Origin of the sequence: Pedobacter steynii (assembly GCF_900103665.1) — a bacterium.
GTDB lineage: Bacteria > Bacteroidota > Bacteroidia > Sphingobacteriales > Sphingobacteriaceae > Pedobacter > Pedobacter steynii.
In genome coordinates this window covers 96,655-121,583 of the sequence record NZ_FNGY01000017.1, presented here as the reverse complement: position 1 = coordinate 121,583, position 24,929 = coordinate 96,655, and the positions used below count along the sequence as shown (strand labels likewise).

General features: G+C 40.5%; 19 protein-coding genes. 14 read left to right on the top strand and 5 right to left on the bottom strand.

Annotation, left to right across the window (positions count from 1 at the left end; genetic code table 11):
• Position 1: 1 nt before the first annotated feature.
• On the top strand, positions 2 to 1,633 hold the full coding sequence (locus BLQ87_RS31615) for a DUF5689 domain-containing protein (protein WP_074612896.1): 1,632 nt from the start codon (positions 2 to 4) through the stop codon (positions 1,631 to 1,633).
• 59 nt (positions 1,634 to 1,692) lie between these two features.
• On the opposite strand, the gene BLQ87_RS31610 is transcribed toward BLQ87_RS31615, so the two are convergent.
• Positions 1,693 to 3,300 carry an amidase family protein gene (locus BLQ87_RS31610; protein ID WP_074612895.1) on the bottom strand — a complete coding sequence of 536 codons (1,608 nt, stop codon included), beginning with the start codon at positions 3,298 to 3,300 and terminating at the stop codon, positions 1,693 to 1,695.
• 140 nt (positions 3,301 to 3,440) lie between these two features.
• On the opposite strand from BLQ87_RS31610, the gene BLQ87_RS31605 reads away from it, so the two are divergent.
• The 8 genes from BLQ87_RS31605 to rodA all read left to right on the top strand — a co-directional run bounded on the left by BLQ87_RS31605 (position 3,441) and on the right by rodA (position 12,735).
• Positions 3,441 to 4,091, top strand: a complete 651-nt coding sequence (locus BLQ87_RS31605) for a hypothetical protein (RefSeq protein WP_074612894.1) — start codon at positions 3,441 to 3,443, stop codon at positions 4,089 to 4,091.
• 123 nt (positions 4,092 to 4,214) lie between these two features.
• A complete protein-coding gene (locus BLQ87_RS31600) occupies positions 4,215 to 5,261 on the top strand; it encodes a hypothetical protein (RefSeq protein WP_074612893.1) in 1,047 nt (348 codons plus the stop codon).
• A 126-nt stretch (positions 5,262 to 5,387) separates the two neighbouring features.
• Positions 5,388 to 6,914: a bifunctional phosphoribosylaminoimidazolecarboxamide formyltransferase/IMP cyclohydrolase gene (gene purH, locus BLQ87_RS31595; protein WP_074612925.1), complete on the top strand. Its 1,527-nt coding sequence runs from the start codon at positions 5,388 to 5,390 to the stop codon at positions 6,912 to 6,914.
• An 87-nt stretch (positions 6,915 to 7,001) separates the two neighbouring features.
• Positions 7,002 to 8,024: a rod shape-determining protein gene (locus BLQ87_RS31590; protein ID WP_008246482.1), complete on the top strand. Its 1,023-nt coding sequence runs from the start codon at positions 7,002 to 7,004 to the stop codon at positions 8,022 to 8,024.
• 101 nt (positions 8,025 to 8,125) lie between these two features.
• A complete protein-coding gene (mreC, locus tag BLQ87_RS31585) occupies positions 8,126 to 8,965 on the top strand; it encodes a rod shape-determining protein MreC (protein WP_074612892.1) in 840 nt (279 codons plus the stop codon).
• Positions 8,955 to 9,470, top strand: coding sequence for a rod shape-determining protein MreD (locus BLQ87_RS31580; RefSeq protein ID WP_074612891.1), 516 nt, complete (start codon positions 8,955 to 8,957; stop codon positions 9,468 to 9,470). Before mreC ends, BLQ87_RS31580 begins: the two co-directional genes overlap by 11 nt.
• Positions 9,470 to 11,473, top strand: coding sequence for a penicillin-binding protein 2 (gene mrdA, locus BLQ87_RS31575; RefSeq protein WP_074612890.1), 2,004 nt, complete (start codon positions 9,470 to 9,472; stop codon positions 11,471 to 11,473). The genes BLQ87_RS31580 and mrdA overlap by 1 nt, the downstream gene beginning before the upstream one ends.
• Entirely contained in the window at positions 11,470 to 12,735 is a 1,266-nt protein-coding gene (gene rodA, locus BLQ87_RS31570; protein WP_074612889.1) for a rod shape-determining protein RodA, read from the top strand. Before mrdA ends, rodA begins: the two co-directional genes overlap by 4 nt.
• Positions 12,736 to 12,758: 23 nt before the next feature.
• Here the strand turns inward: rodA and BLQ87_RS31565 are convergent, their stop codons facing one another.
• Positions 12,759 to 13,994, bottom strand: a complete 1,236-nt coding sequence (locus BLQ87_RS31565; protein WP_074612888.1) for a hypothetical protein — start codon at positions 13,992 to 13,994, stop codon at positions 12,759 to 12,761.
• A gap of 99 nt (positions 13,995 to 14,093) precedes the next feature.
• Between BLQ87_RS31565 and BLQ87_RS31560 the strand changes: the two genes are divergently transcribed.
• Positions 14,094 to 14,669, top strand: a complete 576-nt coding sequence (locus BLQ87_RS31560) for a thymidine kinase (protein ID WP_074612887.1) — start codon at positions 14,094 to 14,096, stop codon at positions 14,667 to 14,669.
• 103 nt (positions 14,670 to 14,772) lie between these two features.
• Here BLQ87_RS31560 and BLQ87_RS31555 read toward each other — a convergent pair whose 3' ends face one another.
• Complete coding sequence (locus BLQ87_RS31555; protein ID WP_074612886.1) at positions 14,773 to 15,156, bottom strand: VOC family protein; 384 nt, start codon at positions 15,154 to 15,156, stop codon at positions 14,773 to 14,775.
• Positions 15,157 to 15,539: 383 nt separating this feature from the next.
• On the opposite strand from BLQ87_RS31555, the gene BLQ87_RS31550 reads away from it, so the two are divergent.
• The 4 genes from BLQ87_RS31550 (at position 15,540) to BLQ87_RS31535 (ending at position 24,143) form a co-directional block, all read left to right on the top strand.
• Entirely contained in the window at positions 15,540 to 19,043 is a 3,504-nt protein-coding gene (locus tag BLQ87_RS31550; protein ID WP_074612885.1) for a hypothetical protein, read from the top strand.
• A gap of 17 nt (positions 19,044 to 19,060) precedes the next feature.
• On the top strand, positions 19,061 to 23,398 hold the full coding sequence (locus BLQ87_RS31545; protein WP_074612884.1) for a DUF6443 domain-containing protein: 4,338 nt from the start codon (positions 19,061 to 19,063) through the stop codon (positions 23,396 to 23,398).
• Positions 23,395 to 23,661, top strand: coding sequence for a hypothetical protein (locus BLQ87_RS31540; protein WP_074612883.1), 267 nt, complete (start codon positions 23,395 to 23,397; stop codon positions 23,659 to 23,661). The genes BLQ87_RS31545 and BLQ87_RS31540 overlap by 4 nt, the downstream gene beginning before the upstream one ends.
• A gap of 143 nt (positions 23,662 to 23,804) precedes the next feature.
• Positions 23,805 to 24,143: a hypothetical protein gene (locus BLQ87_RS31535; protein WP_074612882.1), complete on the top strand. Its 339-nt coding sequence runs from the start codon at positions 23,805 to 23,807 to the stop codon at positions 24,141 to 24,143.
• Between the two features lie 130 nt (positions 24,144 to 24,273).
• On the opposite strand, the gene BLQ87_RS31530 is transcribed toward BLQ87_RS31535, so the two are convergent.
• Both BLQ87_RS31530 and BLQ87_RS31525 read right to left on the bottom strand, forming a co-directional pair.
• Positions 24,274 to 24,657: a hypothetical protein gene (locus BLQ87_RS31530; RefSeq protein ID WP_074612881.1), complete on the bottom strand. Its 384-nt coding sequence runs from the start codon at positions 24,655 to 24,657 to the stop codon at positions 24,274 to 24,276.
• A 35-nt stretch (positions 24,658 to 24,692) separates the two neighbouring features.
• Complete coding sequence (locus tag BLQ87_RS31525; RefSeq protein ID WP_245723969.1) at positions 24,693 to 24,860, bottom strand: type II toxin-antitoxin system HicA family toxin; 168 nt, start codon at positions 24,858 to 24,860, stop codon at positions 24,693 to 24,695.
• Between the last annotated feature and the right edge of the window lie 69 nt (positions 24,861 to 24,929).

The following is a 24,929-nucleotide window of genomic DNA, read 5'->3' as shown; positions in this document are numbered from 1 at the left end:
GATGAAAAAGAAAATAGTTAGTTACCTGATGATCATCATTGCGGCTTATACCTGGACAGGATGTAAACGCGACAATACTTATGAAGGTGGAACAACAAGTGCTTATATCTCTAATTTTGATTTGAGAAAAATATATAAAGGAAACGAAGTTTCTCTGAATACCGGAAATATGAAAGGAGCCACCAGTATCAAGGGTGTAGTCGTTTCCGATCATTCGGGTTTAAACATGCCTGCCGGCGTACTGGCCATCCAGAATGTCAGGCATATCGGTGCAATAGATTCACTTAGAGGGATCGCAATTGCCCTCGGTCCGGATGCAGCCAACTACATTCCGGGAGATTCTGTGCTGGTTAAGATTGAAGGTGGAGTTTTAAAAAGACAAAACGGGATTTTGCAGATCACAGGGTTATCCGCCGGTAATGTGACCAAGGTTGCTACCGGAGTGCCCATACCTGTAAACAGGGTTCCAAGCAGTGCGATATTAGCAAAACCAAGCGATTACGAAAGTACACTGGTGGCGATCGTCAAAGCCGGATTTGATCCGGTTGCCCAACCTACAGATACCTATAAGGGTGATAAAAGCATCAATGATGGTTTCGACAACCTCACCTTACACACGGAGCCAACCGCCACATTTGCCAATACCTCCGGACTTAATTTTAACGGCAATTATTATGGAGTTGTCTTCAATACCATTGATGCAAATGGAAAGCTTAAACCACATACACGCCTGCGTACACTGAAGGATGTTAGTGCTTTGAGTTCTACTCCGGAATTTTCGGCAATTGTGATCTCAGGTTATATGGCGGATGCGGAAGGCGGAGATGGCAACTATGAATATATGCAGTTTTTAGCCACCAGAGACATTAACTTTGCAGTAACACCATATTCAGTAGTCGCCACCAATAATGCCGGTACTGCTTCGCCAACTACCATTTTCCCGCTAAAAGGCTGGGCCACGGGCATTGATGCTGTTGCCGGAACAACCGCAAGAACCTATAAATTTAACCTTACTTCCGGTACGGTAGCAAAGGGAGAATATTTTTATGTGGGTGGAAGCGCTAAATTGATAAACGGTTCAAATTCAACGAGCATATCTTCCGCCAAATGGATCAGATCATTCAACTACAGCACGACAGATGGCGATGGTTTTGGTCTTAAAACAAGTGGACTGTTAGCAAATAGCGGCAATGCATCTGGCTTTGCAGTGTTTGAAGGAACAAACGTAAATGTGAATTCCGAACCGATTGATGCGATATTTATTGGGAATGGCGGGAGCATCTATAGCGCCGGGCTTGCAGCAGGTTACAGGATACCGAATAATGATTTTTACGACAAAAAGAATCCGATCACTCTGGCAGCTCAGCCCTTTTATTTAAGCGGTGAAAACAAGCTGGGATTCAGCTATGTACTGCCTGCTGACCAAGGATTCTGGAACATGTTAGGCGGTGTTTACAATGATGTTTTGGGGAAATGGATGAAAGCGAGAACACAAACCAATCTGGATCTGGATAAAACATCCGGTATTGGAGCGATCCAAAATCCGGCAATACGCATTACAAAGGATGCAAATGGTGTAGAAATCAAAAGAGATACGATTGCACCTACCAGGCTAACCTCACAACTTAAATAAAGCGAAATCGCTTTGGTTCTTCAATGAAGGAAGTCTTAACTAAAAAGACTTCCTTCCTATTAATCCCTATAAAGTTCCGGTACTTTTCTGACAGGATCTATTTTCTCATAAGCCATTCCCAGCTGAATCAATTTATTTTCCCCGAAGGGTCTGGCTATAAAAGTTAGCGACATCGGCTCTCCTTTAGGGGTATAGCCCATGGGCACACAGATTGCAGGGTATTTTGCAGCCGCTGCCTCGAAAGCATTGTAATTATTTACGGACAGTACCACATCCAACTTATCTTTATTAAAGATCTCCTCAAAAAAGAGTTTACAGCTCGTTTCCAACCTATTTTTCGCTTCTTGCAGTCCGGATAAGGACGTACTGTCGTGTAGTACCCGCTCCAGCAAAGCCTGGCCATAGGGCGCTCTTAACTCCATATTTCCCTGGTTGAAAGCAACGATATCCTTCACAGAACGAACTTGAACATTCTTACCGGCATCCGTACTCAGATAATGCGCAAGATCTGACTTCATATCCTGATTCAGGATCAGCTTAAAATCACTACCAGACATTCCAGTCCGTTTGGGTTCAACCTCAACCATAATTACACCAGCCTTTTTTAGCTTTTCTACCGCCTGTGCATATAGAGGAATGTCCAGATAAGCTTTTATAATCCCAAACCTTTTACCACTCAGCAAGCTTCCATCCGGGCTTTGAGATTGATCAGCAATCATTACGGATTCTACAGATGCAGCATCATTTTTATCCTTACCCAGCATGGCCGATAAGACAATCGCATTGTCAACAACGCTTTTTGTAACCGGACCAGGCGTATCAAAACTTGAAGAAAGCGGAATGATACCGCTTCTGCTCAACAGACCCAAGGTTGGCTTCAAGCCTACAACTGAATTCTGACTTGAGGGGGAGAGGATCGACCCGGCAGTTTCAGTGCCTATTGCCGCTACTGCATAATTAGCTGCAACAGCTACCGCAGTCCCGGAACTTGAGCCTCCGGTATCAAAGATCCCGGGCCCATACGGATTTAGGGTATAACCGCCAATACCAGAATATCCGGAAGGGCATTTTTCACAAAAATAGTAAGCCCATTCGCTTAAATTAACCTTTCCTAAAATCAATGCTCCTTTTTCCTTCAATCGTTTCACCACAAAAGCATCACCGGTCTCATTGTCTTTCAGCGCTAAAGCACCGGCAGTAGTTTTCATATTTTCAGCACCAATATTATCTTTCAATAATATCGGCATACCAAAAATCCCATGTTTCGCCTTTCTGTTTTTTAATTGCAAATCTTTTTCCTTTGCTTCCTTCAACACCTCTGGATTCAATGCAATGACTGCGTGCAGGGAGGTCTGATGCTGAGTTTCGAATTTTGAAATCCGATAGAGGTAAAACAAGGTTAAATCCTGATAAGAAAGCTTACCCGTCTGAACGGCCTTTTGGATCTCAGGGATACTCCGTTCAAAAACCAGTGGTTTTAATTTTTGATATTTTTGATCTGAAAAACCGACCAAAGCCTGCTGAAGTACGGAGGTTAACTGTTCACTTTTTAGGGTTTCCGATTGAATTCTTTCAAATCTGGCGTCTTTTTTTGCGGGTTGAGCGATCAGCTTACCTGCGATGAAGAAGACGATAAGAAAAATAAATACCGTTTTTAAATTATGCATAATATGTTAGATGAGATTTCCCAAATTCACCGGTTAATACGAGACAAGATAGCCACAATTAAAGAAACTAATGCAACAATGTTGTCTTTTGTTTTAAGCTAATATTTAACAGACAAATAAATTTATGTAAGTTTGATCTTATGATCTTTGTACATGGCGCTCGACATTATGGTAAGGTTGCAAAACTGAATCAACAATGGGTAGAAACTAAATTCTACCACGTATACTTTATTCCGATTTTCCCAATAGAGTCCACATTGATCATCTCTTCCCAGTCGGGGACACAGGAGGCCCTTACGTTATCGACTCATAAAAAAAGCGTCATTGCTACATATTGCCGTGTATTTAGCCTTATCCTTACCGCATGGATATGCTTTCAGCTCTTCGGCAATACGAATAAGATAGACTTGTTCTTTGCTATAGAAGCAATCCTGGTTCTGGCCGCATGCCTGTATTTCTATCTCTTTTATGCCCGTTCTACAACAGAAGAAATTGAATTCAGAAATAAAATCGGAAGTGCTACAGGTCTGTATGTCCTCCCTGCCTGGTTTAACCACCAACAGGCAAAAGATCAGCTCTATAAATTCGAATACTTTTACAAGGACAATTACCCGGATCAGGACTGGAAAACAGACATTTTCCGTCAGGATATCAACAAAGAACAACAAGCCTTACTTTTCGCAATTGCCCTCTTCAACTGCATGACCTATGACATTCCGGAGAATGAAGCCCTTTTCGCCAGGGCAGACGAGCAATATCGGCCAGACCTGCCTTCCTCTGCAGCCCTGTAACAGCCTCCTGAAATCCCGGGGAAGAAAGTCTTCGAATCCGTCAAAACCGCACATTTGTAACAAAAATGTTCCATAATAAATTAGGGTTTGTATATTCGTAAAAAGAACCGACCAAACCCACCTATGAAAAAATTTCTCCTTCCTATCCTTGTCCTGTTCATCGTCAGCTGTAAGAAAACAGACAAAAGTCCCGCTGATTCGCCCGTTACGGCTGTAAAAGAACTTTCATTTGACAATGAAACCAATTCCAGACTGATGTTCCAGGATGGAGAATCTATGGCTTTGCTAACAGCAGAGGCCCGCAGGTACGAAATTGGAAAAGTTTTACGGGTAAAAGCCATCGATGAAACCACAATTGAAGTGGCTAATTTTGCGCCTGTTGACATAGAAGATGCCACCATTTTATTGACCATCCAGGGTTCAGAAAAACCAATCAAATTATTTAAGGTTAAAAAAATCAGGGCCCATGGAGTGCAGGAAATAAAATATCCATTTGTAGATGGGACTTCAAAATTTCTCGACACGGAAAACAAGGAAGTAGATTTATCGCAATATAAAACAACCGGATTGGCCCTAAATAAGGTAAGCTTTGACTTCACAGGAGAAACGGAGCTGATTGTAAAACTGAAGAAGTTAGCTAAATTGAAATGGAAAGTAAAATACACTGATTTTGATTCGAATGACAATCCCGCAGACAATTGGAAAGAAAACATTGATGCAAAGGATGTCAGAAGATTTTCAGGACTTATCATCAACATGGCCTATCTGATTCAGGCAAATGAAACCAAAACTGCTTACGTTGCAGAGCCAATAACAGATAATGATGGTGTGACCGTTTTAACAACAGCTCAAAAAGAGACCGCATTCCAAAAGATGGTTGATATCCCACAATTCAACTGCGGGGTAGTGGTCAATGTTTCCGGTTTAGGTGGTGGTTACACCTTTGGCGTAGCCAATCATGTATTAAATGATTACCTGACCAAAGATGTATGTTTCATCGTCATCCATGAAGTTAGCCATATGATCGGTTATAACCACGATTCTACCATGACCTATCCAAAAGATGGAAAAGGGGCCGTTGAGGCTTGTACCAGAGTTTATAAACAAATGCTGTCGGGTAATGAATTCCCAATTAAAAAAGCAGCTTACTACAAACAAAGCGATTTATAAACGACCCGGAAAAAACATAAAAAACGGACAATTATCCGCCGCATCAATTCTTGTTTAATATACTGCAAATAAGCATTTGACATTAAAAGAAAAATGGGTACTTTTGCGGCTCAAAATTTTTCTCTAATGAGTCAATCGATAAAGATCAAAAACGCTTTAATTTCAGTTTATTACAAGGATGGTTTAGAACCTTTAGTTCGCCTGTTAGCTAAACAGGGTGTCCAGTTATTCTCTACTGGTGGTACCGAACAATTTATAAAAGACCTAAACCTACCGGTTACAGCGGTCGAAGACCTTACAGGTTATCCTTCAATTTTAGGTGGAAGGGTAAAAACATTACACCCTAAAGTTTTTGGTGGTATTTTAAACAGAAGAGGCTTAGATTCAGATCAGCAACAGATCAATGAATATGAGATCCCTGAAATCGACCTGGTTATTGTCGACCTGTATCCGTTTGAAGAAACCCTGAAAGCAGGTGGTACAGAAGAAGAAATCATCGAAAAGATTGACATCGGTGGTATCTCCCTGATCAGAGCAGCTGCAAAGAACTTCAACGACGTAGTTATTCTTGCTTCAAAAGACGACTACAGCAACTTACAACAACAATTAGAAGAACAAAACGGAGAAACTACCTTAGCACAACGTAAAGCGTATGCTAAAAAAGCATTCCATACTTCTTCACACTACGATACGGCCATCTTCAACTATTTCAACACTGAAGAACCACTTACTGTTTTCAAGCAGAGCTTAAACACTGCACAAACATTAAGATATGGCGAAAACCCACACCAGCAAGGTGTATTTTATGGCGATTTAAATGCCATGTTTACTAAACTAAACGGCAAAGAGCTTTCTTACAACAACCTGGTTGATGTAGATGCAGCAGTAGCTCTAATCGATGAATTCGAAGAGCCTACTTTTGCCATCTTAAAACATACCAATGCCTGTGGTGTTGCTTCCAGAACAACGATCAAAGAAGCCTGGGATATCGCCCTTGCCTGTGATCCTGTTTCTGCATTCGGTGGCGTACTAATCGCTAACCGCGAGATTGACCTGGCTACTGCTACAGAAATCAACAAACTGTTTTTCGAAGTATTGATCGCCCCTTCTTATCAGCCGGAAGCTGTAGAATTATTCCGCGCTAAGAAAAACAGGGTCATCTTACAGAGAAACGAGGTTGAGCTGAGCAAAAAACAATTCAAGACCTTATTAAACGGTGTGATCGAACAAGATAAAGACCTGATCATTGAAAATACTGACCAGATGGTGGCCGTTACGGAAAAAACACCTACTGCAGAAGAACTGAAAGATCTTTTCTTTGCCAATAAGATCGTTAAGCATACTAAATCTAATACCATTGTATTTGTTAAGAACAACCAGTTGCTGGCAAGCGGTGTTGGTCAGACGTCAAGAGTAGACGCTTTGAAACAAGCCATCGTTAAAGCAAACGCGTTCAACTTTGCACTGGAAGGTTCAGTAATGGCATCTGATGCTTTCTTCCCATTCCCCGACTGTGTAGAAATCGCTGCTGAAGCGGGTATCACTGCAGTTTTACAACCAGGTGGTTCGATTAAAGATGCAGACTCCATCAATATGGCAAATGCAAAAGGCATCGCAATGGTTACCACGGGTATTAGACATTTTAAGCACTAATTTATTTAACTGCGAATACAATAAAAAGACGTAGTTTTACATTACTATAGTATACAGAATTTTTAATACTTAAATTATCACCTATAAATGGGTTTATTTAATTGGTTTACACAAGAGGTAGCTATCGACTTAGGTACGGCTAACACTCTGATTATACATAATGATAAAGTAGTGGTAGATGAACCTTCCATCGTTGCTTTTGACAGACAAACAAACAAAATTATCGCTATTGGCCGACAAGCCATGCAAATGGAAGGTAAGACGCACGATAATATCCGAACGGTAAGACCATTGAAAGATGGTGTAATTGCTGATTTCAATGCCGCAGAAGCGATGATCAAAGGTATGATCCGTATGCTGAACGGCGGTAAAGGATGGATGTTCCCATCTTTGAGAATGGTAATTTGTATCCCTTCCGGAATCACTGAGGTAGAGAAACGTGCGGTAAGAGATTCAGCCGAAATCGCGGGAGCTAAAGAAGTTTACCTGATTCATGAGCCAATGGCAGCAGCTGTGGGGATCGGAATCGACGTAGAAGAACCAATGGGTAATATGATCATCGATATAGGTGGTGGTACGACTGAGATCGCTGTAATCGCTTTATCGGGTATCGTATGTGACCAGTCTATCCGCGTAGCGGGAGATAACTTTGACTCAGACATCGTAAATTATATCCGTCGCCAGCACAACATCATGATTGGTGACCGTACTGCGGAGAAAATCAAGATCGAAGTTGGAGCAGCATTACCTGAGTTAACGGATCCACCTGCAGACTTTGCCGTACAAGGAAGAGATCTGATGACCGGTGTTCCAAAACAAATCACCGTTTCTTATACTGAAATTGCACACTGCTTAGATAAATCCATTTCAAAAATCGAAGAGGCCATCCTTAAAGCGTTAGAGATTACGCCACCGGAACTTTCTGCGGATATTTACCAGACTGGTATCTATTTAACAGGTGGTGGTGCATTACTTCGCGGTTTGGATAAACGTGTAGCTGCAAAAACAAAACTTCCTGTACATGTTGCCGAAGATCCGCTTCGTGCAGTAGTACGTGGAACGGGAATCGCTTTAAAGAACATTGGCGGTTATAAATTCTTAATGCAATAAGCGTCCTGAGTTTGGGTTTTAAATGTTAAGTTCCGACCTTCGGCTTTAAGTAAAACTTAGAATAACATTTAAAACCTGAATCAGAAAACAAATCGAAAAGTATGCGTAACCTTTGGATTTTCATAAACAGATATAACGCATTTTTCTTTTTTATCATTTTCTTTATCATCGGGCTTTACCTGACGGTAAGTAACAACTCCTACCAGCGCAGTGTAGCCGTAAATTCTACCAATGAGGTAGTTGGAAACGCTTACACCAACCTGAATGTATTGAAGAAGTACATGAACCTCGGCGATGTAAATGATAGTCTTGCCTCAGAAAATGCGAAGCTGAAGACAGAAGTGCTCGCACTTAAAAAGATCGACAGCGCCAAAAATGTGGTGGTCAAAGACAGCCTCAACAATTCACAATACACTTACCTTGCAGCCAGGGTAATCAAGAATTCCATTACCTTAAGGAACAACATCATCACCATCAACAGAGGAAAAGCTGATGGCCTTGCCAGTGGAATGGCCGTGATCTCTCCGGGAAAAGGGGTAGTTGGTTATATCCGGGATGTTTCAGATCACCTGGCCACGATCTCTTCTTTATTGCATAAGGATACGAAGGTGAGTGTGACCCTGAAGAAAAACAATGCCCTGGGTACTTTGGTATGGGGAACAAAAAATGCTGATTTCAGAAAGGCTTATATCAAGGACGTCCCCAATCATTTTAAGATCGCCTTAAAAGACACAGTCGTTACTTCGGGATTCTCATCTTTCCCTCCGGGCATTCCCGTAGGACGCGTGAGCAATACCGGCATCGCAACAGGAGATAATTTCCTGACGATAGAAATCGAACTTTTCAATGATTTTAGTACCTTACAGTACGTATATGTCATTAAAGACAAATTAGCAGAGGAACAAAAAAGCTTAGAATCAAAATTGCCAAATGAACAGTAAAATAATATTGGTAAACATCTTCAGATGGTTCTTACTACTTTTTATTCAAATCATACTCCTTAGAAACCTGAGCTTTTACAGCCTGGCCACTCCTTTTGTGTATGTTCTTTTCCTTCTCTTACTTCCTTTTAAAATCCCGAACCTGCTGTTGTACCTGATTGCCTTTGTAACCGGGTTGACACTGGATGCTTTCTATGATACGATGGGTGTGCATATTGCCGCCTGCGTGACATTAACATTCGTCAGGATTTCATTTATTGCCGTAACGGTAAACAAAGATAATTTTGATGAGCCGGAGCCTACATTGGGAAACATGGGCTTCAAATGGTTTAGTATTTATGCTGCGCTTTGTATTTCTGCGCACCATCTTGTCCTTTTCTTTCTGGAGACATTCCGGTTAACAGAGTTCTCTTATACTTTACTGAGGTGCCTTTTCAGCACGCTATTTACTTTGTTTTTAATCATCTTAATAGAATTCGTATTCTATAACAGGAAAGCACGCTAATGGACAATCTGTTTAACCGAAAATATATCATACAGGGTTTATTTATCGCGATCGCCTTAATTCTATTGGGCACCCTGTTTTATATCCAGGTAGCGAGCGACAAATACTTCCTCTCCGCAGAAAGTAATGTCTTGCGCAAGCTTTATACCTTCCCGGCCAGAGGGGTAATCCTGGACAGGAATGAAAAAGTGCTGGTTCAGAACGAGCCGGTATATGACTTAATGGTCATTCCAAATCAGGTTAAAGAATTTGATACCCTTGCCCTTTGTCACATCGTTGGCATCGATATGAAACGCTTTAAGAAAAGTCTGAATAAAGCAACTGTTCAGTCCAGATATCAGCCTAACATCTTTGAGAAACAATTATCGATACAGGTCTATGCGGCCCTGTCTGAACAACTTTCCCGTTTCCCGGGTTTCTTTGTACAAAGCAGGACCGTAAGGTATTATCCCGACAGTGCAGCCGGTCATTTCTTTGGTTATGTAAAAGAGGTATCCCCTAAAGATATTGAAGAAAGCGATGGCTATTACCGTCCCGGAGATTATATCGGCAAAGCCGGGGTGGAAAAACAATATAATGATGTCCTCAGAGGAGAAAAAGGCATCATCAACATGTTATATGATGTGCACAATGTACCGAAAGGAAGTTATGCGGAAGGTAAATTTGATACCCTTGCCAAATCAGGTGAGAAAGTAGTTTCTTCTCTGGATTTCCGGATTCAGAAACTTGGCGAGGAGCTCATGAAAAACAAAGTCGGCAGTATCGTGGCAATTGAGCCTTCTACAGGTGAGATCCTGGCCTTTGTGAGCAGTCCTGGTTACGACCCGAACTTAATGGTGGGACGGCAACAGGGAAACAATTACATGGATTTAATCAACCAGGAAAAAAATCCGAACCGGGTGTTTACGGTACGCCCAATACAAGGTTATTACTCGCCGGGTTCTGCATTTAAGCCACTGGATGCCCTGCTTGGTTTACAAGATGGCGTAATCGATCCGAATACCACCTTCAACTGTCCTGGATATTATATGGCAGGAAATCACAGGGTGAAATGTGAGCACGTGGATGGAAATATTGCCTTACGTAAAGGTCTGGCAAGATCCTGTAACACCTATGCATTGTACGTATTTCAAAAACTGATCACCCAAAAAAAATATGCCAATCAGAGAATAGCTTATGATGCATGGCAGCAAAAGGTGAAGAAGTTTGGTCTTGGAGAGAAACTTGGTGTGGATCTCCCTTCCGAACGGACAGGGAGATTATATGCCTCGGACTATTACAATAAAAAATACGGCAAATCCTGGCGCTATACCACGGTCATATCTTTGGGAATCGGACAAGGAGAAATGGATGCTACCCCATTACAAATGGCCAACATTATGGCCATCATTGCGAACCGTGGATACTATGTTAAACCCCACCTGATCAAAGCTATTGGAGAAAACAAGGTCATCAAAAAGGAATATGCCCGGAAAAACTATGTTGATGTAGATGCCAGGCACTTTGAGCCGGTAATCGATGGGATGCAGGATGCCGTAAGTGCGCCATGGGGTACAGCCAGACAATCCATGATCGATAATATCATCATGTGTGGCAAAACAGGAACGGTACAAAATCCACGTGGAAAGAACCACTCCGTATTTATCGGTTTTGCACCGAGGGACAATCCAAAAATTGCCATTGCAGTAGTAGTAGAGAATGCAGGTTATGGTAGTTCATATGCTGCACCAATAGCAAGTTACATCACAGAAAAATACCTGAAAGACAGCATTGCTGTTAACAAAAGGGCAAGTGTGGAATGGATGAAAAAACAGGTAATTTTACCATTGCCTCCAAAACCTAAGGTAAAACTGAAACCACTGTTGACAGATTCTGCTAAAAAAGATTCTATCTTAAAAAGTACACAGAAGCCTAAAACATTGGGTACGCCTCCTGTTCCTGCTAAACCAATTCAAACTGTTAAACCGATTCAAACAGCTAAACCAATTCAAACAACAAAATGAGTACTCAACAGGGAAATCGGTTCTTCTTTAATGTAGACTGGATTACGATCCTGCTCTATGTTGCTTTATGTTCGATTGGTGTAGTGAATATCTATGCTTCGATCTTTAACGGATCAACAGGCAGTGAATTCAATTTCTCCACCAGCTACGGCAAACAACTGATATATGTCATTACAGGACTGATCCTTGGCTTCTCCATTCTGTTACTGGATGCAAAGTTTTTCAGCATCTTCTCTCCCATCGTCTATGGGATAACAATGTTGCTGCTTGTCCTGGTACTCGTTGTGGGAAGAAAAGTAGGCGGAAACCAGGCCTGGATTCCTCTGGGAAGCTTCAGGCTGCAACCCTCAGAGCTTGCAAAATTTGGTACCGCACTACTGCTGGCCCGTTATATAGGTACCTTCAGCCCTAAATTAAGGGATGTAAGGTCTATATTTTTTGCGGCAGTAATTATTGTAATTCCATTGTTTCTGATCATGTTGCAGCCGGATATGGGTTCCGGACTGGTCTTTTTATCTTTCATGTTTCCTTTGTACAGAGAAGGCTTATCTGGATATTTCCTGTTGATTTTCCTGGGAATGATCGTGCTTTTCATCGCCGACTTCCTGGTTCCCATAGAGATCTTGTTACCGATAGTTCTGGCTATAGGAGGCTTGTTTATTTACCAGAACAGACGGAAGCAAAAGATCATGTTCTCAAGTATTATTGTTACGGTAGTGGCAATACTTTACTTGTTTACAGTGAAGTTGGCCTACAATAAGCTTTTAGAGCCACATCAGAAGACAAGGATTGAAATCATGCTTGGCCTCAAGACAGACCCTAAAGGGGCAGGATATAACGTGATACAATCCAAAATCGCCATTGGTTCCGGACAGTTAACCGGACGTGGTTTTTTAGAGGGCACACAAACGAAATACGGTTATGTGCCAGAGCAAAGTACCGACTTTATCTTCTCCACCATCGGAGAGGAATGGGGATTTGCAGGTTGTTTCACGGTAATCGCCTTATATATTTTCATGCTGCTCAGGGTCATCAACCTTGCCGAACGGCAGCGTTCTACCTTCTCCAGAGTTTACGGATATTGTGTGGCCAGTATTATCTTTTTCCACGTGTTCATCAACATAGGAATGACGATAGGCATCATCCCCGTGATCGGGATTCCTTTGCCTTTCATCAGCTATGGAGGTTCTTCGCTCTGGAGTTTTACGGTATTGCTGTTTATCTTCCTTAAACTGGATTCGAATAGAATGGGCTTTATTTAAGCAGAATAACGATCTAAGCCTATTTAATTATTCGCGGGAAAACGCTGATTTAACAATTCATAGAATTTATCAACCGTTCCCTGTCTGGATGCCCAGTTATTCTTTATGGCATAATTGTTCTGCAAAAATGAATCTGCTGTTTTAAAATCAGGCATCTTGTTCAACAGGTCGATTACTTCGGCATAAGCCAGGTTATATCCGTTAAACAGGTCTTTTATATATAGCATCTTATCGTTCAGGTTGATGCCTTGTTTAAGGTCTGTGATGTTGTTTCTGCTGTTATCGGTGTTGACATTACTATTTCCGTTCTGACGGGCTAAGAGTTCGTTTAAAGTAGGCCTGGCAGTCTCTTCTGTTTTTGGAGCTTCCGATTTAGGAGCTTCAACTGCAGGTACTTCTACTTTAGGCACTTCGGCTATAATCGTTTCGACTTTAGGTTCTTCTGCTTTATAAGCAACAATGGGAGCTTCTTCCACAATCACTTCTTCTTTAAAAGCATGAACTTCTTTTCTTTCAAAATCATTCAAAACCAGCTGAGTACTTGCGGCAGGAACAATATCCTCCTCTTTTGCAACAAGGAAGGGTTCCGGCCCAAGCTCATCATCTGTTTCCGTTTCTACTTTTACCTGAGCTTCCTGGTCTCTGATTCGTTGCTTTTGTGCGATGACTTCCTCTTCTTCCTTACTCAGAGGCCTGTCAAAAATTTCATCTACAGATTTTTCCTCAAACTCGAATTGATCGGTAGCACCAATATCTTTTAGTATGAACTCAAATGTAGAGGGTTCCTTATCTAGTTTAAACAGATCTCTTTCAATCGGTTCCCGCTCTATCGGTTGCCGTTCTATCGGTGATTCAACAAACGCTTCTTTAATCTGCTGTTGTTCTATTTCTTCGGCAACTTCAACCGGTACCTTTTCCTCAGCAACAATTTCGTTGCTGTTCAATTCTTCAACTATTTCTTCCTCAATCTCTTCGGCCTGATGAGACCATTCTTCAGGATGGACCGGTAATTCTGCTACCTTTTCTTCCACAGTTTCAGGAGCTGCGGAGGTATGCTCCGGGATTTCCTTAACCACTTTGGTACTGTTTAATTTTCTTACAATCTGAACATGATCTGATAAAAAGTTGGCGTTAGCCATAAAGAGTTCGAGCTCTAACTCATTGAGTTGCTTTGGGTTTTGCGCCAAATACTCGTACTGGTCTTGAAGTTCATTTAAGATCAGGCCTATCTTTTTAAAAATATCTTCTTGGTTCATCATAATTTAATAACGACAGAATGAATGTTTTATGTTGGTAACTTGGTACTCAAAAATACTACAAAATTTCGATATTAGTCGGCTATAAAGATCAAACCATAGATGTTATTCAGCGAACAAAATTACAGAAGAGGAGAGTTTTGCGGCAGTATAGAGGTAATTTGCGGCTCTATGTTTTCAGGTAAAACGGAAGAATTGTTAAGAAGGTTAAAGCGTGCTCAAATCGCCAAACTGAATGTAGAGATCTTCAAACCTGCAACGGATACCAGGTATGATGAGACCGCAATTGTATCTCATGATAGAAATTCTATTCAGTCTACTCCGGTAGAAAACTCATCGGCGATCTTATTCCTGGATACGAATGTGCAGGTGGTTGGAATCGACGAGGCACAGTTTTTTGATGAGAACCTTCCTGAGGTTTGCAATATGCTGGCACAAAAAGGGATTCGCGTAATTGTTGCCGGTCTGGACATGGATTTTAGCGGTAAACCTTTCGGTCCAATGCCGGCATTAATGGCAATAGCAGAACTGGTCACTAAAGTAAATGCAGTATGTGTTCGTTGTGGAAGCCCCGCTGTTTATTCTTACAGAACGGTTGCCAATGAGTCAAAGATTCTTTTAGGAGAGAAAGACAGTTATGAACCAAGGTGCAGACCTTGCTTCCATGCCAGGGATTAATATTCCATATCAGTTATAGCTTCAATCAGGGCAAGGGATGATCTCGGATATAGCGATGGTATTCAAACGCATCGTTATATCCGAGAGATGAACTCCATCCAGGTTACCCTTCATCTTTAGGTTCCCAAAGCTCAATAGCGTTTCCTTCCGGATCTAAGATGTGAACGAATTTTCCAAATTCAGAGTCCACGATCTCATCAACAATGGTCACGTTGTCCTTTTTTAGTTCTTCTACCAGTGCAACGATATTATCCACCCGGTAATTGATCATAAATGGCTTGTCTGAAGGATTGAAATATTTGGTATCCTTCGGAAAGGTGCACCAGGCTGTAGATCCCGTTTTCGTAGGGTCATCTGCCTGCCGCCATTCAAACGTTACTCCCCAATCACTGGTCGCCAATCCAAGGTTTTTGGCATACCATTCGTTCATGCCTTTTGGATTGTCGCATTTAAAAAATACGCCACCAAGGCCTGTTACTTTTTTCATATTTAAGTGTGTTTTACGATTAAAAACCTTTCAAGTAATTTCCATCTATTTTTGGACATTACCAAATCTGTTACTCAAATCCACGTATCGTTGGGATGGCAATTTTAAGTTTTATCGCCAGGTTAGGACGGGAGAAAAAAAGAGGTATAAATGAATAGCATTCTGGACTCATAATATCGGACTGACCGCTTGCAACTCCTATTTAAGCCTCTGATTACAAATAACAAACGTATGCGTAACATTTATGATACACGAAAAATAAGCATTAAATAAGCTATAGATTTAATACATGTCATTTGAAGAGATTGTTTCGAAAAACAATTCATCAATTAACTACTCCAAACACCACAAACCACATTTACCGAAACAAACCACCACAAAGCATGATAAAAAAATATGCAAAGAAAATATTCTTTTTTGCTTTTACACTTAGCGCATTCGTCCAAAGCGCAGATGCTCAGAATTCCAGTTTGATAAAGTTTACTCCGGCGGCACCTTCTGCTACAGGAGTAAGCAAATTCGGAGACATTCCAGTTAATCTTCATACAGGAATTGCTTCTGTCAATATCCCATTGCTCAACTTAAGCATATCAGGTTTTAATTTACCAATCGATATCAGCTATCATGGAGGAGGTATAAAAACAGAAGATGTAGCTTCCAATGTGGGATTAGGCTGGGCACTGAATGCTGGTGGACAGCTCAATAAAATCGTCGTTAAATATCCTGATGAAGGATTTTTCGCTAGTGTTGCAGACACCGTAACCATTATTAAGGATGGTTTTGATAATATACTGAGAAAGAATCCTGCAAACGGTACCAATTGGAAATATGACAACGATGAACCTGATTTATTCAGGGTAACAGCACCTGGCCTAAATTGCAAGTTTAGTAAACTTATCGTTCACTCTCCGAAGGAAAAAATACAAGTACAACGCCTACCCGACGCTTCCTTCATTCTGACTAATACCGAAGGCATAAAGTATTCCTATGGAGGTAAGATCAGTACATTAAAAAACAACAAAGCCATCGAAGACAGTACAACTTACTATCTGACGCAAATCGAATTGATTAACGGGCAAAAGGTCAATTTTGAGTACGATGCTGTCGATATCAGTTTAATCAAATCTTCTGGCAAGGAAATTCACTACCTTTCTAAAACCAATGGCATACAAGATCTGATTGATGATGGGTTATCAAGTACATGGAACCATGAAAACAAGACCCGTGTCTACCGCATTTCAAACATTATTTTTCCTGGCGGGAAGCTACAGTTTCTTTATGAAAGTGCAAGAAAAGACCTTCCTGGAGCCAGTACATTAACAGGAATCAGACAATTTGAATCCAGTGGTATCACCTTCTTACGAAAGGTTAAAGACATTCATTTTCACCAATCTTATTTCGAATCCGGTAGTTTTGAAGTAAGAGCAAATCCGGATGTGGATGCTAAATATAAATCGCTGTTCTATCGGCTAAGACTAGATTCCTTATCTATAAATGGCCTTAGCCATCCTGACACCTATTCTTTCAATTACAATAATATAGAAATGCCCGAGCAGGGCTCACTTTCACAAGATCACTGGGGTTATTATAATGGCAGTCCAAATCAGAGCCTTGTACCTCCATATACACGCTTAAGGGATGCCGGAACCTTTCTTGAGCACACCATCGGCTCCTCCTTTAGCGACCGGCAATGCAGCGATTCGCTATCCCAAGCAGGAATATTAAAGAAGATTGTTTATCCCAACGGGGGATCTACTTCTTTTGAATATGAGTTGAATACAACAGAAACCCCATTCCCAGGTTATGAATCCTATCCTGACCCCTTAACCAGAAAGACTTCGTTTGGTAGAAAATCTATGCCAATACCGCCCAGCCTGGGTACACCTGAACAGGGCTTGTTTTGCGGCACTAATTTCGTGATTAACTCTCCCGCTTCTGTAAATGGGGTAAAGGGACAAGATATCGTCTTTAACTTCACAAGGGGAGCAGCCAATCAGAATACTTTTATACAGGTTATTTTAAGACCCCTGGCTGCAGGCAATGCTTCAATTAGAACACTTTCATTGGATACAATTATAAATATTCCCGCTGGAACAATAAATCCTTTAGCTTTTTTTAACCGTTTTATGCCCAATGGCGTATACAGGATAGAGGCTGCAAAAGTATCCATGCCAGATTACAATGGTACTTCAACGGATGTGATCGCGCCAGTTGACCTGAGTTTTAGTGTTGGAGGTGTCCTCGGCAGACACTATGCCTCAATTATACCCAACCAATATCCTGCCGGAGGACTAAGAATCAAAAATATGTCAACTTTTGATGGAATTGACCCTACTAAAGACATCATTCAATCTTATAAATATAATAAATTTAGCAATCCGTCGGTATCTAGTGGAAGTTTCGGTGTATTACCGGAATACAAAGAGCAGGACATGAGCTTATATGTACCCACATCTACCTTCGCTGCTGCAGTAGGGACAAAAATTGAATATTATACCTTTCCTGAGGTATTCTGGAATATCCAGGTATTTCAAAATGCGGGAGATACTGTTCCAAGACAACGTGCGAACCTCAATGTACAGTTTGTAACTCGTGAAGTCGAATCCATTCAGTTTTCAACAGCTCTTAAATATACCTCGGGTGACTTTAAGGTGGTTATGGCCAACAGTAATAAAACAGCAATAAAACCTCTTGAATCTTATGTTGGTTATTCCAACGTCACCATAGAATATGGTGAAAATGCCTCTGGAGGCAAAAAAGAACTGGCTTATTCCAATACCGGTAAGGATTGGCAAAGGGGACTGCTGACTAAAGAAAAGATATACAAAAAGAACAGTAGTTTTATTCCTTCAACTGAAAAGACGAGTAATTACGTTATTGACAATGACTGGTATTATTTGCAAAATGATTCTCTTAAGGAATATTCTTCGACGGATACCACACAATCAACATTGACAAGATCGTTCTATAATTATGCAATCCCCTTTCTAAATATTCCAAGTAAAACAGTATCGGTCAATTCGACAGGAGATAGTACCATCACTGAAACAAAGGTTGTTGCCGCTTTTTCGAATATTACTCAAAGCGATGACCTAAGTCTGGGGATTAAACGGCTGTATGATAAAAACATGATTACAGCTCCAATAGAGCAAATGAGCTATCGCAAAAGTGCGACCGGCAGAGGAAATCTTATTTCAACTTTTACTGAATATTTTAACAACATTCCCTATCCCCGCACAGTCTACTCTTCAGAAGTGGTCAGTGCCGGCACAGCTTTCTCCTCAGCTGTGGTAAGCAATGGCGCCATCTCTAAAAGTAGTTTATATAAACCGCTGTTAGACTTTTCAAAATATGACGATGCAGGGAATTTATTAGAACAACAAAAACAAAATGGGGTCCCGAACTCCTTTATATGGGGCTACAACAAACAACATCTGGTTGCTGAAGTGACCAATGCAAAAAGCGGACAAATATATTATAATAGCTTTGAAGAAGGAGATGGAAGCTACGATGCAAATGCGAAAGCCGGCAACCTAAGCCATACCGGCAACTACACGGTGGCATTCACACCTAGCCCAAGTATTCCACTCAAAATTACTTATTGGGTCTGGAACAACGATTCCTGGACTTTTCAAAGCAGTGCCTATACGCCTGGAATGATATTATCCGGGACAAAGATTGATGAGATCCGCATCTATCCGGAAAATTCGCAGATGGCAACCTATACCTATAAACCGGGAACAGGCCTGCTTTCTAAATGTGATGCTAAGAACCAATACCAGTATTACGAATACAACGCAGAAGGGAAGACAATTGCCATCAAAAATAACAACAAAGAGCTGGTGCAAACTATACAATATCAACCAAAGGTTGTTGCCATCCATTAATCTATAGACCACTGAACATGCTTCGAAAACAATTAACAGCTCTTATCATTCTGATTGTATTGAGCAGTACTGTCACTGCCAACTTATTTGGAAAGAATATTGATGGATTACCATTTGCAATAAAAGCACCTAAGATCGTAAACGGCAATACCATTAATTTTTCCGTAACCTATGATATGAATTATCCATCCTCTTCTATGCTTACCATAACAAAATGTACAGCATATGGCTCAACATCAGATGGACAATCCTGGGCCTTAGGGGGGAATATCAATGTACAAGTAAACGGACAAAACTCGTTTAGTATTCCGTTTAATCTGGCGACAACCAGTGCATACATTACAATTAGTCTCTTAATTACAGACTCGGGACCTGGTGGACAGGGCCCTATACAGACCTATAAAATCCTGAAACAGGTGTTAGCGGTTAACAATACGAATTTCTCCCCGGGAAGCCTTCAGGTTCCCGCTGTAAAATATCACTTGCTAAACAGTTATACCGATACGATTAAAATGAGTCTGCCAACGGGGGGGATTTCAAAACGATACAGATATAAATGGCAAACAGACCGCCTTGAAGGTTGGGAAGATCTACCAGGTGAAACGGCCTCATTCTTAACACCACAACTTACTGAATGCACAAAAAAATATCGGAGAATAGCCATTTCGGACACGGCTTTTGTGGCGGATACCAGCTTGGTCGCAATAGGTGTCCCGGTTACAATTTATGGGGTAAACAGTCCGAAAATACAGGCCAATAATGAGACCATAAATTATGGTACTTCTGCTAATATATTAGGGGGAAATGTTACAACAGCATATTGTTATCCGGCCTCTTTACCACCAGTTACAGTTAGCTATCAATGGCAAAAAAACATAGATGGGGTATTTGTTGATGTTGCAGGAGCGGCGTCAAAAGATCTGATTGGAACCGGCAACTTAACTAATGACGCAGTCTACAGAAGAAAGTTTGACTGCATGGGACTGATCGGATATTCAAACGAAGTTTACATCGGCCTGCTACCTGAAAGCTTACAAGGTTTAATTGAATTGGTACCTGGAGAAAGAACCCATAGCCGTTCAATCATTATCAAGGTGCCCGGAGTCAAAAACATGGGGCAGCTCTACGGTTTAAACACCAAAGATTACATTCAAACGACTGAATACTTCGATGGCTTAGGTCGTCTGATTCAAACCGTTCAAAAGCAAGGAAGCCCGACATTCGCTGATATCATTCAGCCTTTGACTTATGATGCTTTTGGTCGCGAGAATAAAAAATACTTACCTTATACCTCGCCGGGTAACGGCGGATTTTATCGTCCTGATGCTTTACAAAATGGTGCCGGGCAATCCGCTTTCTACAATATGCCACCTGTAGGAGTTGTAAGCACTGCTTATCCTTATTCACAATCCATATACGAATCCTCTCCTGCCAGTGTAATAGAACAACAGGGATCTCCCGGAGCGATCTGGCAACCCTCAAGTGGCCACACGTCAAGAGCAGAACACGGGACAAACACATTCAATGAGGTAAAGCAATGGACCATAAATACAAATGGTGCAAATTCGAGCTTCTATCAACCTGGTAAACTGTTTAAGAGTATTATAAAGGATGAGAACTGGATATCTGGTGATTTAAAGGCCGGAACAGTGGAAGAATTCAAAGATTTCAATGGCCGTATTGTCTTGAAACGAATTTGGGAAACAGACACCAAAAGCCTATCAACGTATTATATATATGATGATCTCGGGAACCAGTGCTACGTTATACCCCCGGCAGTTAACGAAAACGGGCAAAACATCAGTAGCTTTACTGAAACAGATACGCTATTCGATCAATATATTTACGGTTATCATTACGATAAAAAGAATCGATTGATAGAAAAAAAAATTCCAGGTAAAGGATGGGAATATCTGATTTATAATTTATTAGATCAGGTCGTACTTAAACAAGATGCTAACCTAAAAACTAAGAATGAATGGGTATTTTCAAAGTATGATTGTTTTGGCCGTATTGTGACTACGGGCATATTTAGTGATTCGCGTAGCCCAGATGCCTTACAAAGCCTTGTAAACAGCCAAAGTGTGCTTTGGGAACAACGGATATCAACAGGCGAAGGCTACGATAACGCTTCATTTCCACAAACCATTTCAAGCTATCATAGTATCAATTACTATGATGACTATAATTTTCCTGCAAATAACTTTGGCCAACCTAATGGGACAACACAAGTATTAGCTTCGCAAACCAAGGGTTTACCTACGGCAAGCAAAATTAATGTACTAGGCACAACCACGATGCTGCTCAGGGTAAATTATTATGACAATGAAAGTCGGTTAGTACAAAGCAAAAGCCAAAACCATCTGGCCGGAACAGATGTGATTGACAATACCTATAACTTCGCCGATGAACTCCTTACAAGTAACAGAGCCCATACGGTAAATAGCAAAACAACCACCATTGCCAATCGCTATGAATACGATCATACCGGCCGAAAACTATTGACAACAGAAAATATTAACAGTCAAGGAGAAATTATATTAAGCAAACTAGATTATAACGAAATCGGGCAATTAAAGCAAAAGCAAATGCATGCCTCCAATGCTGGTCAGAGTGCTGCTACAGATCTCATCCTTGATCAGGCAGACATTGTTCAATCTGGACAAAATAAGACGAGTACCGCCAGTAAGAGCATTACACTTCGCCCAGGTTTTGAAGCCAAATCGGGCTCCTTTTTTTTAGCAACGATCGCTGATGCTGAATTTCTTCAAAAGATTGACTACGCCTACAATGAACGTGGTTGGCTAAAAAACAGTCACTCAGATCTCTTTAGTATGCAACTCAATTATAATGATGGCACAACACCTCAATATAACGGCAACATAAGTAATCAATTATGGGGTACGGGGGGCACAACTTTGCCCAATACTTTTACCTATGGATATGATAAGCTAAATAGGCTCAATAACGCTACATCTGGAAATTTTGGGGAAGTAATTAGCTATGACCTGATGGGTAATATAAATAGTCTTACACGTGATGGAAAAGCCGGAAATTACAGCTATACCGGCAATCGGTTAAATAACATTAGTGGACTTTTAGCAACGGGCGTATATGCATATGATGAAAATGGGAATACCATTACGGACGGCCGTAATGCAGCAACAATAAGCTATAATTATCTAAACCTACCACAGACCGTAACAAAAGGAACACTAAACGTAACCTATACTTACGATGCAAAGGGCAACAAGTTAAGAAAGCAGAGCAATACAGGGGAAATAACAGATTACATCAATGGTATTCAGTACAAAAATGGGGAAACGATTGATTTTATCATAACTGAAGAGGGGCTTTCAAGAAATAATTCCGGCACTTATAGTTATGAATATACCCTTGAAGATCATTTAGGAAACAATCGTGCAACTTTTTACAAAAATCCGGTAAGTGGAAGTTTGGAAGTACTACAACGCGATGATTATTATGCATTCGGTCTACGCAAACCAGTTCTTGCTGCATCAAATGAGAATAAATATCTTTACAACCAGAAAGAAATACAGGGAGAGCTCGGGCAATATGATTATGGAGCAAGGTTTTATGATCCGGTAGTTGCGAGGTGGAATGTGGTAGACCCACTTGCTGAACTAATGAGAAGACACTCACCTTACAACTACGCTTTTAATAATCCGATAAGATTTGTTGATCCAGATGGGATGATGCCTTTGCCTTATCCTCCAATTATGGGTGGGCCTGGGATTTTCTTTGGTCTGAAGACAATTGCAAAAGGTTGGTTAGCCTATGTCAAATGGGGAGTTAACAATAATATCCGGTTAGTGAATTCTGTTTTAGATCCTATTTCCAACGCCAATAATGCCGGCATGTCTAAAGGCAAAGTTAAAGCGGAATATACTAAAGCTGCCAATGAAGGAGTAAGGAATTTAGTGGCTGATGCTATGCTAGGTTGGGGTGCTGGAAAATTAATCGGGAGTGTCGGAAAAGGGTTGGGGAGAGGTGTTGCGCTTGAAGTAGGACAAGTAACCACTTTAACAAAAGGTGAGAGATTAACTATGTTTAAAGACGACATCTTACAGGCTCCAGCGCCAAATAGTCCAAAAGAGGCACTAAATCTTATAAATTCAACTCTAGATAATATTGAGATCAGATATAGTACCGCTAATGACAGAATGTATGGAATTCTTGATGACAAATATGTAACGTATCATTCCGACGGCAGCGTAACCGCATTAACCAAAGGACAGCGTATTGAAATCAAGCCAGGTGGTGACTTCAGTATTATAAATAGAAAAGATGGAAAAACCTTCTTAAATAAAACTAATAATTCCACAGGACAATGATATTCAATTCACAAGAAGCTTTTAATAAATTAATCACTGAGCTCAATCAGAGAGCTATTAAATATTTAATTCATGAATTTAATTCCGGAGCAATAATGATTGATATATGGCATAAAGATTTGTTTTACGTTGTTCAGATTGAGAAAGATTTTGCAGGACTGTCTTTAATTGATGAAATTGGTAGTGGATTCGATACAATGCCGGATGCTAAATTTTTTACGGTTGATGACTTTTTATTTGGACTAAGAAACGTAATATTCTAATTGAGCGTAAGTCATGTGAAAAATTTCGTTATGAATGATGAAAAATAAAAAATGTAACGATCAGCTTATTTTATCTATTTACTTTATTTAGCGTGGGATGTTCCAAGGAGCAAAAGAGCGATTTAGTGATTAAAATAATACGCATGGATGCTTTAAAGAAAGCATCTTTAGACAATCCCCATTACACAGACGTGAGTATATTTAAAACATACGCTAACGAGAAAATATGCACAGGAAAAACAATTAATGCCAATCTTTACATCTGTAAAGACCTAAAAAAAGGCGATACACTCTATGTCTTTGAAATTTGCGATAAAGTGGCTTGGTTCGCAAAAGAAGACTTGCATGAAAATTTTGCCATATTGAAAGAAGACATAAAAACCAATACTCCAGATTCAGTTAGCATTTTGGTGCCAAAGTCCATGGTTATACCAACTAACGCTAAATACGTGTTTTCTAATTTAACCCGACTGGAAGACTAATTTTGAGCTTCTGAAAAAAACATTTTAGACCTTAAAAAAGAACAAGAGCAATCAGAACGAATAGACATGGTATCCTTTCCAACCTTCACGCCGAAAAGGAAAATAATAAATATAACTATTCATTTTTCTACTAGGCGTAAATTAAAGCTTTGCTCATATCTTCTGCCAACTTATGAATGGTATCCTCAATCTTCCGTGCCTGTGTTGCAGAAGGGTATTTAACCTGACTGGCATACTGACGCATTAAACCGGCATTGATTCCTGCTCTTTGGGCAACTTTTCCAATATTCAGAAAATCAAACTCCTGAAATAAAGCATAGACATCATAGAAATATTCAAAAACTACTGTTTCAGGTTCAACGTTTTCAAATTCGAACAAGAGTAGCTTTAGCTTTTCTTCAAGATCATGCACATTACCAGCTTCATCCACGATTAAAGAATCGTTGTAGGTTACTCTACCTGCCAAATCATGTTCCCCTCGTTCAATGATTAAATCTAATTTTAGCTTATTCATTCTAATTTTTTTAAGAGAAAGTATTAACAGGTGGGCTATTTAAGCCCGGCCTGTTTCAAAATTGAATTAAGGGTACCTCTCGGTATATCTCCCCCGTGCACAGGTATGGTAACTTTACCAGGCTTCGAAGGATGCATCAACTGCAGATGGCTACCTTTTTGGGATTTCTCCTCCCAACCATCCTCTTTTAGCAGCTTAAGCATTTCCTTAAACTTCATCTGCAAAGGTAGCAATTTTGCTACTTTTAAACCAACAATAATATCATAATAGCG